The 12,202-nt window shown below is 67.6% G+C and carries 11 protein-coding genes; all 11 read left to right on the forward strand.

What is annotated here, in order from left to right:
• The first annotated feature begins 84 nt into the window (after positions 1-84).
• Positions 85-2,295, forward strand: coding sequence for a FimV/HubP family polar landmark protein (locus tag CFB40_RS22265; protein WP_089432403.1), 2,211 nt, complete (start codon positions 85-87; stop codon positions 2,293-2,295).
• Positions 2,295-3,107, forward strand: a complete 813-nt coding sequence (gene truA / locus CFB40_RS22270) for a tRNA pseudouridine(38-40) synthase TruA (RefSeq protein ID WP_039358302.1) — start codon at positions 2,295-2,297, stop codon at positions 3,105-3,107. Before CFB40_RS22265 ends, truA begins: the two co-directional genes overlap by 1 nt.
• On the forward strand, positions 3,104-3,805 hold the full coding sequence (locus CFB40_RS22275; protein ID WP_089427942.1) for a phosphoribosylanthranilate isomerase: 702 nt from the start codon (positions 3,104-3,106) through the stop codon (positions 3,803-3,805). Before truA ends, CFB40_RS22275 begins: the two co-directional genes overlap by 4 nt.
• Positions 3,806-3,860: 55 nt before the next feature.
• Positions 3,861-5,054: a tryptophan synthase subunit beta gene (gene trpB / locus CFB40_RS22280; protein ID WP_089432404.1), complete on the forward strand. Its 1,194-nt coding sequence runs from the start codon at positions 3,861-3,863 to the stop codon at positions 5,052-5,054.
• Between the two features lie 9 nt (positions 5,055-5,063).
• A complete protein-coding gene (locus CFB40_RS22285; RefSeq protein WP_089427940.1) occupies positions 5,064-5,915 on the forward strand; it encodes a DNA-methyltransferase in 852 nt (283 codons plus the stop codon).
• A gap of 95 nt (positions 5,916-6,010) precedes the next feature.
• Positions 6,011-6,826, forward strand: coding sequence for a tryptophan synthase subunit alpha (gene trpA, locus CFB40_RS22290; RefSeq protein WP_089427939.1), 816 nt, complete (start codon positions 6,011-6,013; stop codon positions 6,824-6,826).
• A 64-nt stretch (positions 6,827-6,890) separates the two neighbouring features.
• Positions 6,891-7,763 (forward strand): acetyl-CoA carboxylase, carboxyltransferase subunit beta, encoded by an 873-nt coding sequence (gene accD, locus CFB40_RS22295; protein WP_089427938.1) that lies wholly within the window; start codon positions 6,891-6,893, stop codon positions 7,761-7,763.
• Between the two features lie 100 nt (positions 7,764-7,863).
• A complete protein-coding gene (gene folC / locus CFB40_RS22300) occupies positions 7,864-9,174 on the forward strand; it encodes a bifunctional tetrahydrofolate synthase/dihydrofolate synthase (protein ID WP_089432405.1) in 1,311 nt (436 codons plus the stop codon).
• A gap of 29 nt (positions 9,175-9,203) precedes the next feature.
• The gene (locus CFB40_RS22305; protein WP_089427936.1) at positions 9,204-10,049 is read left to right on the forward strand and encodes an SPOR domain-containing protein; all 846 of its coding nucleotides are present in this window, start codon (positions 9,204-9,206) and stop codon (positions 10,047-10,049) included.
• A gap of 6 nt (positions 10,050-10,055) precedes the next feature.
• Positions 10,056-10,550 carry a CvpA family protein gene (locus tag CFB40_RS22310; protein WP_069251156.1) on the forward strand — a complete coding sequence of 165 codons (495 nt, stop codon included), beginning with the start codon at positions 10,056-10,058 and terminating at the stop codon, positions 10,548-10,550.
• A 51-nt stretch (positions 10,551-10,601) separates the two neighbouring features.
• Complete coding sequence (purF, locus tag CFB40_RS22315) at positions 10,602-12,134, forward strand: amidophosphoribosyltransferase (protein WP_089427935.1); 1,533 nt, start codon at positions 10,602-10,604, stop codon at positions 12,132-12,134.
• Positions 12,135-12,202: the final 68 nt, after the last annotated feature.

Genomic DNA, 12,202 nt, shown 5'->3' on the forward strand with positions numbered 1-12,202 from the left:
ACGCTTTTGCATTTCTGCGGCAACCTTATTGACGCTTTCAACCGCGAATCCGAGCCGCGCCCGCGCGCGGCGATAGAGCCAACGATGTCCCGAATTTCCTTGTTTCCGCGTCAGTCCCGTCTGTCGCGCGCCGTGCGTGGCGCGCTGGCGATCCTGGCGCTCGGCGCAACCGCATCGGCCTGGGCGGCCGGCACCGGCGAACTGCCGGCATCCGCTGCCGACGGCGCAGCGCCGCTTACCGTGACGGTCCAGCCGGGCCAGTCGCTGAACGACATCGCGAAGGCGGCTACGCAGTCGCGCGATCCCGGGGTGCTCGCGCGCGCCGGCCGCGCGCTATTCGACGCCAATCCGCAGGCGTTCATGAAGCGCGACGCGAGCCGCCTGAAAGTCGGCGCGACGCTGACCGTGCCGGCGCTCGATGCGACAGGCGCGGCAGTCGTGCCGGCCGCTGCATCCGCTGCATCCGGTGCGTCCGGTGCGTCCGGTGCGGCGGCAGCGTCCGCACCCGCCGCCGCATCGGGCGGCACGGCAGTCGCGCAGCATGGTGCGTCCGCACCGCATCCGGGGTCGACCGTGCAATCCGCGCCGGTGGCGCCGGCCGTGCATGCGGCGCCTGTCAGCGGTGCGAGCGTCGCGACGGCCGCCGGTGCGTCGGCATCCGTCGGTGCTTCGGCATCGGTCGGTACTTCGGCTGCCCACGGCGCATCGGCTGTCGAAAGCATGCAGCCGGCGGCACCCGTGACCGGTGCAAGCGGTCCGCATGTGTGGAGCGGCACGATCCAGTCAGTGCCGTCGTCCGCGAGCGGGGCCGTGACCCCGCCTGTGTCGGGCAGCCAGGTTCCGGGCATGAACGAACCGGCTGGCGCGGCACCGGTCACGGGCGCGTCGCAGCCGCGGCCGTCGAGCCTGCAGCAACTGCTGGCGCTGAAGAACCGCGTGCTGATGGAATTGCAGAAGCACGGTATCGGCAAGCCGGCCACGACGAACGAGCTCAAGCCGGCACCGGCACCTGTCGCGCCGCGTCCGGCCGCGAGCGATGCGGGCGCGTCCGCGGCTGCGGCTGCGGCTGCGTCGACGACCGGCGAAGCGGCATCCGGCGTTGCTGCCAGCGCAGTGCAGCCGGCATCGGTATCGGTGCCCGCGCAGCCGGCCGCGCCGGTGGTGACACCTGCGCGCAGTAACGAGCAGATGGACTGGCGTCCGGCCGCGGTGGCCGGTGCGGCCGTGATCGTCCTCGCGGCAGGTTTCGCGTGGCGCAAGCGCAGGAAGAGCCGACGCACGGACGATGCGGGGACGGACACGTTGGCTGCCGCCACGGCAGCGGGCGGAGTCACGGTGGCGGCTGCCGCTGCGCAAGCCGAAGCCGCGCCGTCCGTCGAACCGGAACTGCCGATCCGGCCCGAGATGCCGGTCGCGCGTGATGCCGCTTCCGACCTGAACCTTGCCGCGGCGACTGCCGCAGCGGCGGAGCCGGTCGAGACACCGGATACGGATCTGTCGCCGTCGTCGGATGTGGCGAAGCCGCATGTCGAGCAGCCTGAATTGCCGACCGCACACGCGGCAGTGCCGCCCGCGAGCGAGACGGCTCCGGTTTCGCACGATGCCGAGCCGATCGAAAAGGACGCGGCCGAAACGCCGGTCGAAACGTCGTCAGAGACGCCGATCGAGACGTCGGTGGAGACACGGGTAGCGACGCAGGTGGAAACGCCGACCGCACCCGCGGCCACAGATGCGCAGCACGCGGCGCTGATGCAGAACGCGATCAGCGCGCTCAGCAGCCTCGACATGCCGCTGCCGCCGCGCACGCCGGACGAGCCGTCGCTGGCGGCGGATGAGCCGGCTGCGCAAGCAGGGCAGTCCGACACCGATAAAATCGCAACTAACGGTCAAGCCGCACAGCGTCTCCCGATTGGCTCGACCGATCCGGCCCCGGAACATCCGGCCGATCAGGACGACGAGTTCGATTGGGATCCGGACGCAGCGACGCCGGCAACCCAGGCGGGCAGCCCGTTCGCGACGTCGTCGCTGCCGCCGCTCGGCGGCGCGCAGTTCGGCGCGCTGAAGCTTGATTTCGATCTCGACCTGCCGTCCGCGCCGGGCGCTGCGTTGCCGGCGCTGACGCCGGACGAACTCGCCCGCATCGCGCGCAACAAGCTCGACCTCGCGTCCGAATATGTCGAGCTGGGCGACCTGTCCGGCGCGCGGACGCTGCTGCAGGAAGTGGTCGACGCGAATGACGCCGCGACGCGCGACGATGCGCGCGCGCTGCTCGCGAAACTGGCGGACGAGGCGTGATGCGGATCGCGCTCGGCATCCAGTACGACGGCGCGGCGTTCTGCGGCTGGCAGGCGCAGCCGCACGGCAAGACCGTGCAGGATCGGCTCGAGCACGCACTGGCCGAGTTCGCGCGCGTGCCGCTGCATACGACGGTGGCCGGGCGCACCGACACGGGCGTGCACGGGCTCGGGCAGGTCGTGCACTTCGATACCGACCTCGATCGGGAGGTTTTCTCGTGGGTGCGCGGCACCAACGCGTTCCTGCCGCCGACCGTGGCGGTGCAATGGGCGAAGCCGATGCCGGACACGTTCCACGCGCGTTTCTCGGCGTTCGAGCGCACCTATTACTACACGCTGTACGTGCATCCCGTGCGCTCGCCGATGCTGGCGGGGCGCGCGGGCTGGATCCATACGCCGCTCGACGACGACGCGATGCGCGCAGCCGCCGCGCATCTGATCGGCGAGCATGACTTCTCGTCGTTCCGGTCGTCGGAATGCCAGTCGAAGACGCCGGTCAAACACCTGTATCAGATCGACGTGCGGCGCGTGGGCCATTTCATCCATTTCCGGTTCCGCGCCAACGCGTTCCTGCACCACATGGTGCGCAACCTGATGGGCTGCCTCGTCGCGGTCGGTCGCGGCCGCTATCCGGCCGACTGGCTCGCCGACGTGCTCGCCGGGCGCGATCGCAAGCTTGCGGCGCCCACGTTCATGGCCGACGGGCTGTATCTCGCCCACGTCGGCTACCCGGCGGAATTCGCCGTCCCGCCCGCGCAGCTCGGCAGTGTGCCGTGGAGCAGCGTCTGGGCCGATCTGGACCCGCAATCATGACGGATCACGCCGTGTCTTCCTCGATTCCCGCCGCGGCCGGCCTGCCGCCGCGCACGCGCATCAAGCTGTGCGGGCTGTCGAAGCCCGACGACGTGCTGCACGCGGCCGCGCTCGGCGCCGATGCGATCGGCCTCGTGTTCTATCCGAAGAGCCCGCGCGCGGTGTCGATCGCGCAGGCGGCGGAGCTGGCACGCCTCGCGCCGCCGTTCGTGTCGGTGGTCGGGCTGTTCGTGAACGCGACCGAGGCCGAGATCGAGGCCGTCGTGCGCGACGTGCCGCTCACGCTGCTGCAGTTCCATGGCGACGAGACGCCCGATCAGTGCGACGCACTTGGCCGCGCGGCACGCCTGCCGTGGCTGCGCGCGGTGCGCGTGGGCCCCTCGACGCAATCGGCCGATTTGGTAGAATCGGGGCTTCATTATTCGAAAGCGCGCGGCCTCCTGTTCGACACCCTGGTGCCGGATTACGGTGGTAGCGGCAAGGTCTTCGATTGGTCTCTTATTCCCGCAGAGCTCGCGCATCGGGCCGTTTTGAGTGGTGGCTTGAGCGCGCAAAACGTCGGTGATGCGATTCGCCAGTTGCGCCCGTTTGCTGTCGATGTCTCGAGTGGCATCGAAGTGGAGGGCGCGAAGGGCGTGAAGGATCACGCCCGGATGGCGGCGTTCGTACGCGCGGTGCGCGAAGCGGACGCCGGGTGATGCAAGCCGGTGCGGCCTCGAAAGCGGGGCGCGCCGACCGATCGAGAGAGACACCATGTACAACCTTCCTGATGATCGCGGCCATTTCGGCCCGTATGGCGGCACGTTCGTCGCCGAGACGCTGATTCACGCGCTGGACGAACTGCGCGCGGCGTATGAAAAATTCCAGAACGATCCCGATTTCGTCGCCGAATTCGAGCGCGAGCTGAAGCATTTCGTCGGCCGCCCGTCGCCGATCTATCACGCGCAGCGCTGGAGCGAGACGCTCGGCGGCGCGCAGATCTACCTGAAGCGCGAAGACCTGAACCACACCGGCGCGCACAAGATCAACAACGTGATCGGCCAGGCGCTGCTCGCGAAGCGCATGGGCAAGAAGCGCGTGATCGCCGAGACGGGCGCCGGCCAGCACGGCGTCGCGACCGCGACGATCTGCGCGCGCTTCGGGATGGAGTGCGTCGTCTACATGGGTTCGGAAGACGTGCGCCGCCAGGCCGCGAACGTCTACCGGATGAAGCTGCTCGGCGCGACGGTCGTGCCGGTCGAATCGGGTTCGCGCACGCTGAAGGACGCGCTGAACGAAGCGATGCGCGACTGGGTCACGAACATCGAGAACACGTTCTACATCATCGGCACGGTCGCGGGCCCGCACCCGTACCCGATGATGGTGCGCGACTTCCAGCGCGTGATCGGCGACGAGTGCAAGGTGCAGATGCCCGAACTCGCCGGCCGGCAGCCTGACGCCGTGATCGCCTGCGTGGGCGGCGGTTCGAACGCAATGGGCATCTTCTATCCGTACATCGACGACACCTCGGTGCAGCTGATCGGCGTCGAAGCAGCCGGCGACGGCCTCGACACGGGCCATCACGCGGCGTCGCTGATCGCCGGCAGCCCGGGCGTGCTGCACGGCAACCGGACCTACCTGCTGCAGGACGACAACGGCCAGATCATCGAGACGCATTCGGTGTCGGCGGGCCTCGACTATCCGGGCGTCGGCCCCGAGCACGCGTGGCTGAAGGACAGCGGCCGGGCGCAGTACGTCGGCATCACCGACGAGGAAGCGCTGACGGCGTTCCACGACTGCTGCCGGATCGAGGGGATCATTCCCGCGCTCGAGTCGAGCCACGCGATCGCGTATGGCGTGAAGCTCGCGCCGACGTTGCCGAAGGACAAGATCCTGCTCGTCAACCTGTCGGGCCGCGGCGACAAGGACATGCACACGGTCGCCGAGCGATCGGGCATCGAGCTCTGACCCCGACCGATGCGTGACCTGATCGAAGAACCGGGCGGCGGTGCCGCGAGCGAGGCGGGGGCGGTTCCGCCCGCCGCTGCCGTGCCGCGCGCGCTGCCGTCCGGTATCGAACTGCATAACCGCGATTTCCTGACCCATGCCGCGCACCTGCCGGACGCGTCGATCGACCTGATCGTCGCCGATCCGCCGTACGGGCTCGGCAAGGACTACGGCAACGACTCGGACAAGCGTTCGGGCGACGACTTTCTCGCGTGGACGCGCGAGTGGCTCGAGCTCGCGATTCCGAAGCTGAAGCCGAGCGGGTCGATGTACATCTTCTGCACGTGGCAGTACGCGCCGGAAATCTTCAGCTTCCTGAAGACGCAACTCACGATGGTCAACGAGATCATCTGGGACCGGCGCGTGCCGAGCATGGGCGGCACGACGCGCCGTTTCACGTCGGTGCACGACAACATCGGCTTTTTCGCGGTTTCCAAGGCGTATTACTTCGATCTCGATCCGGTCCGCATCCCGTACGACGCCGATACGAAGAAGGCCCGCTCGCGCAAGCTGTTCGAAGGCAGCAAGTGGCTGGAGATGGGCTACAACCCGAAGGACGTCTGGTCGGTCTCGCGCCTGCATCGGCAGCACGCGGAGCGCGTCGATCATCCGACCCAGAAGCCGCTGGAAATCATCGAGCGGATGGTGCTCGCAAGCTGCCCGCCGGGCGGCCGCGTGCTCGATCCGTTCATGGGCAGCGGCACGACCGCGGTGGCCTGCGCACGGCAGGGGCGCGACTTCGTCGGCTACGAGATCAACGAAAGCTATTGTGCGATCGCGCACGAGCGCGTGAACGCGCTTGCCGCGCCGGCGTGCGCGTGAATCGCGCCGCCGCATCGCCGAACGCAACGCATACTTTGTATGGGACCGGAGTAAGCGCTAAAGCGCAAACTCCGGATCGACACAGGAAAATTGCCATGTCCCGTATTCAGCAGACCTTCGCCGCGCTCGCCGAACAAGGCCGTAAGGGCCTGATCCCGTTCATCACGGCCGGCGACCCCGATCCGGCCAAAACCGTCGAATTCATGCACGCGCTCGCCGAAGGCGGCGCGGACGTGATCGAACTCGGCGTGCCGTTCTCGGACCCGATGGCCGACGGCCCCGTGATCCAGCGCTCGTCGGAACGCGCGCTCGCGCGCGGCGTCACGCTGACGAGCGTGCTCGCCGACGTGAAGCGCTTTCGCGAAACCGACCCCAAAACCCCCGTCGTGCTGATGGGCTATGCGAACCCGATCGAGCGGATGGGCGTCGACACGTTCGCGGCCGAAGCACAGGCGGCCGGGGTCGACGGCGTGCTCGTCGTCGACTATCCGCCGGAAGAGGCGGGCGTATTCGCCGAGAAAATGCGCGCCGCGCAGATCGATCCGATCTTCCTGCTCGCGCCCACGTCGACCGACGAACGCATCGCCGACGTCGGCAAGATCGCGAGCGGCTACGTGTATTACGTGTCGCTCAAGGGCGTGACCGGTGCAGGAAATCTGGATGTTTCGAGCATTGCGGGTAAAATCCCGGCCATCAAGTCGCGCGTGCCGGTTCCGGTCGGCGTCGGCTTCGGTATCCGCGACGCCGAAACGGCGCGCGCGGTGGCCGAGGTGTCGGACGCCGTCGTGATCGGCAGCCGCCTCGTGCAGCTGCTCGAAAGCGCTGCGCCGGAGGGTGCCGCCGCCGCGCTGAAGACGTTCATTGCCGAGCTGCGTGCCGCCCTGGACGGCGCGGGCAAGACGGCGCGATAAACACAACACAGGAAGCGGGAGCGGGCCGGTTGGCCCGCCCCGCCACGGAACAGGAAACCATACGATGAGCTGGCTCGACAAACTGTTGCCGCCGAAGATCAAGCAGACCGACCCGAAAAGCCGCAAGGGCATTCCGGAAGGCCTGTGGGTCAAATGCCCGTCCTGCGAGGCCGTGCTGTACCGCAACGACGTGGACGCGAACCTGCACGTGTGCCCGAAGTGCGATCACCACATGCGCATCGGTGCGCGTGAGCGCCTCGACGGGCTGCTCGATCCGGAAGGCCGTTACGAGATCGGCCAGGAAATCGTGCCGGTCGACACGCTGAAGTTCAAGGACAGCCGCAAGTACCCCGATCGTCTGAAGGAAGCGATGGACGATACGGGCGAAACCGACGCGATGGTCGTGATGGGCGGTGCGATCCACACGCTGCCGGTGGTCGCGGCCTGCTTCGAGTTCTCGTTCATGGGCGGCTCGATGGGCTCGGTGGTCGGCGAGCGCTTCGTACGCGGCGCGCAGAACGCGCTGGAACAGCAAGTGCCGTTCATCTGCTTCACCGCTTCGGGCGGTGCGCGGATGCAGGAAAGCCTGCTGTCGCTGATGCAGATGGCGAAAACCACCGCGATGCTGACCAAGCTGTCGGAAGCCAAGCTGCCGTTCATTTCGGTGCTGACCGACCCGACGATGGGCGGCGTGTCGGCGAGCTTCGCCTTCCTCGGCGACGTCGTGATCGCCGAACCGAAGGCGCTGATCGGCTTCGCCGGCCCGCGCGTGATCGAGCAGACGGTTCGCGAGAAGCTGCCGGAAGGCTTCCAGCGCGCCGAATTCCTGCTGAAGACGGGCGCGATCGACATGATCGTCGACCGTCGCAAGATGCGCGACGAGATCGCCCAGCTGCTCGCGCTGCTGCAGCGGCAACCGGCCGACGCGCTGGCCTGACCGGCGCGAGGTTGTGAACACTGCGCGTCGCCTGGCTTCAGCGTCAGGCGACGCGCTTCGTTTTTTGGCGTAGTGGCGGCCCCGATCCAGATTTGAACCGATGAGCACTTTTCCCACTCTCGACGCGTGGCTTTCGCATCTCGAACGCGCGCACCCGGTCGGCATCGACATGGGCCTGACCCGCATCGGGCAGGTCAAGGCGGCGCTGCAGCTCGAATTCGCGTGCCCCGTCATCACCGTCGGCGGCACGAACGGCAAGGGCTCGACCTGCGCGTTCCTCGAGACGATCCTCGTGCGCGCCGGCTACAAGGTCGGCTGCCACACGTCGCCGCACCTGCTCGAATTCAACGAGCGTGCGCGCGTGAACGGGCAGAACGTCACCGATGACGAACTGCTGCCGCACTTCGAGGCCGTCGAAGCCGCGCGCACGTCGCTGTCCGAGCCGGTGTCGCTCACGTACTTCGAATTCACGACGCTCGCGATCCTGCACCTGTTCGCCTCGCGCGGGCTCGACGCGGTGATCCTCGAAGTCGGCCTCGGCGGCCGGCTCGATGCGGTCAACATCATCGATACCGATTGCGCGATCGTCACGAGCATCGACATCGACCACACCGAATACCTCGGCGACACGCGCGAGAAGATCGCGTTCGAGAAGGCCGGGATCTTCCGCGCCGGCAAGCCGGCGATCTGCGGCGATCCGGCCGCGCCGCAAACGCTGATCGACCACGCCGAAGCGATCGGCGCCGACCTGTGGCTGGTCGGCCGCGATTTCCGCTACGAGGCGCAGGCAGGCGCGGAGCGCCAGCAGTGGAGCTACCTCGGCCGCGAGAAGCGCTATCCGGCGCTTGCGTACCCGGCGCTGCGCGGGGCGAATCAGCTGATCAATGCGTCGGCCGCGCTCGCCGCGCTCGAAGCGCTGCGTCCGGTGCTGCCGGTGTCCGCGCAGGACATCCGGCTCGGCCTTGCGAACGTCGAGCTGCCGGGGCGCTTCCAGGTGCTGCCCGGCAAGCCGGCGATCGTGCTCGACGTCGCGCACAACCCGCATGCGTCGGCCGTGCTCGAGCAGAACCTCGGCAACATGGGCTTCTTCCCGTACACGTACGCGGTGTTCGGCGCGATGCACGACAAGGACATCGACGGCGTGCTGCAGCACCTGAAGGGCGAGATCGACCACTGGTGCGTGACCGACCTGCCGCTGCCGCGCGCGGCCTCCGCGGAGCAGCTCGAAGCCGCGCTGCGCAAGGCCGGCGTGGAGGAGGGGCCCGATTCGAGCGTCACGCGTTACACGTCGCCTGCCGAAGCGTTTCGCGATGCACTAAAAAGAGCATCCGAGAATGATAGAATCGTGGTTTTCGGCAGTTTCCATACGGTTGCCGGCGTGCTGGCCTACCGTAAATCGCAGCAACACTGACTGACGGGCAGTTTCGGACTCAGCCATTCATGGGAATTTTCTCGTTCGGCAAGAAAGACGACGACGCGCCCCCGCGGCGCGGCGGTCGCACCGGGACCTCCCGGAACGTGCGCACGGAGCGCACCACTGAACGCGTCGAGCGACGCTCGCGCCGCACCGAGCGTCCGGAATCGGACGCGCTGCTCCTCGATCCGACCCTTCCAGAAAAGCAACGCGCGCGCCGTCGCCTCGTCGGCGCGATCGCGCTCGTCGTCGCCGCCGTGATCGTGTTGCCGATGGTGCTCGACTCGCACCCGAAGCCGGTCACGGACGACATCGCCATCGACATTCCGAACCGGCCCGCGCACCAGGCGGTCGCACCGCGCGACGATGACGCGTCCGACGTGCAGGCAGGCGTCGCGCACGACGAACCGCCGGCATCCGATGTCGCCGTTGCGGCTGCACCGGCGCCCGCGCCGAAGGATGCCGACAAGCCGGCCGCGAAACCCGATACCACGACCACGGCGAGCGTGACGCCGCCGAAGCCCGCGCCGAAACCGGCCGCCCCCGTGGCGAAGCCGGCCGCGCCGAAGCCTGCGCCCGCGCCCGCGGCCGTCGCGCATGCCGACGCCGCCAGCCCGGACAGCAGCGACGCTTCGTCGCCGTCGTCGCCGGCCGGTGCGCGTTTCGCGGTGCAACTCGGTTCGTTCAAGGACGACGCGACGGCCCGGTCGTGGGCCACCAAATTGAAATCGGCGGGTGTGCCCGCATATGTCGAGCATCGCAAGCAGGCAGACGGCAGCACGGCTACACTGTTGCGTGCGGGCCCGTTCGCGGATCGTGCGGCGGCTTCCGCCGCGATCGCGAAGGTGCGCGAAGCCGGTCTGACGCAGTAACGCACGATGCTGACGGCTTTCGACTACGCTGTATTGGCGGTGATCGCGTTGTCTGCGCTGCGTGGCGCGTGGCGCGGTTTCGTGTCCGAGATTTTCGGGCTGATCGGCTGGATCGCGGCGATCGTGATCGCGGGCCGCTACGTCGGACTGGTCGTGCCGTATATCCCGGCGAACTGGCCGGGTGGTGCGCTGACGCAGTGGGTGATCGCCTTCGCGTTGGTCGTGATCGGCGTGGTGCTGGTCGCCGGCGTGGCGAACGCGCTGCTGTCGCGGATCGCGCAGGCGAGTGGCCTGGGCGGCGTCGACCGCTCGCTGGGCATGATGTTCGGGCTCGTCCGCGGCTGCGTGCTGGTGGTGCTGCTGGTCGCGGCGGCGGGGCTGACCGAACTGCCCAAACAGGAATTCTGGCGCAATGCGCTATTGCGTCCTTTCGCCGAACAGGGCGTGCACGAGCTGAAGCAGCTCCTGCCCGACGGCATGGCCCAGTACGTACGCGTGTGACGACGCGGCCGGGCAGGACGGAACCGATTTTGTCATTCTGAAGGACATGCCATGTGCGGCATCGTAGGCGTTATCTCCCAATCCCCGGTCAACCAGCTGATCTATGACAGCCTGCTGCTGCTGCAGCATCGCGGTCAGGACGCGGCGGGCATCGCGACGGCGGACGGCAGCAATTTCCACATGTACAAGGCGAACGGCATGGTGCGCGACGTGTTCCGCACGCGCAACATGCGCAGCCTGCCCGGCACCTACGGCATCGGCCAGGTGCGCTACCCGACCGCCGGCTCGGCGTCGAGCGAAGCCGAGGCGCAACCGTTCTACGTGAACGCGCCGTTCGGGATCATCCTCGCGCACAACGGCAACCTGACGAACTGGCAGCAACTGAAGGACGAGATGTTCCGGATCGACCGCCGGCACATCAACACCAATTCCGACAGCGAAGTGCTGCTCAACGTGTTCGCACACGAGCTGCAACTGTCGACCACGGGCCTCGAGCTCGATCCGGCCTCGGTGTTCAAGGCCGTGTCGGGCGTGCATCGCCGCCTGCAGGGTTCGTACGCGATCGTGTCGCTGATCGCCGGCTACGGCCTGCTCGCGTTCCGCGATCCGTTCGGCATCCGCCCGCTGTGCATCGGCAAGCTCGAGACCGAAAACGGCACCGAATGGATGGTCGCATCGGAGTCGGTGGCCGTCGAAGGCATCGGTTTCGAATTCGTCCGCGACGTGCAGCCGGGCGAAGCGATCTTCATCGATCCGGCCGGCAACTTCCACAGCCAGCAGTGCGCGGAGCAGCCGACGCTGAATCCGTGCATGTTCGAATACGTGTACCTCGCGCGCCCGGATTCGTGTCTCGATGGCGTGCCGGTCTACAACGTGCGCCTGCGCATGGGCGACTATCTCGCCGAGAAGATCAAGCGCGAGCTGCCGAACGTGCCGATCGACGTCGTGATGCCGATTCCCGATTCGTCGCGCCCGGCTGCGATGCAGGTCGCCGCGAAGCTCGGCGTCGAGTATCGCGAAGGCTTCTTCAAGAACCGTTACGTCGGCCGTACCTTCATCATGCCGGGCCAGGCCGTGCGCAAGAAGTCGGTGCGCCAGAAGCTCAATGCGATGAGCATCGAGTTCAAGGACAAGAACGTGCTGATCGTCGACGATTCGATCGTGCGCGGCACGACCTCGCATGAAATCGTGCAGATGGCGCGCGATGCGGGCGCGAAGTCGGTGATCTTCGCGTCGGCCGCGCCGCCCGTGAAGTTCCCGAACGTGTACGGCATCGACATGCCGACGCGCGGCGAACTGGTCGCGCATGGCCGCACCGACGAAGAAGTCGCGAAGATCATCGGCGCCGACCACCTGATCTATCAGGACGTCGACGATCTGCGCCGCGCGGTGCGCGACATCAACCCGAAGCTCGAACGCTTCGAGGCGTCGTGCTTCGACGGCAACTACATCACCGGCGACGTGACGCCCGAGTATCTCGATGCGATCGAGCGCGCGCGCCTCACGCCGGCATCGCAGGCCGATCGCGACACGGCCGGCGACACCGAACGCTCGCAGATGAACCTGCAGTTGTCGGTCGAGTGACACCGGCGCACGCTTTTGACGAAGCGTGATAGGATGTCGCCATGCGTCGATTTGATATCAGCTTGCGG

Source organism: Burkholderia sp. AU31652, assembly GCF_002223155.1.
In the GTDB taxonomy this organism is placed as follows: Bacteria; Pseudomonadota; Gammaproteobacteria; order Burkholderiales; family Burkholderiaceae; genus Burkholderia.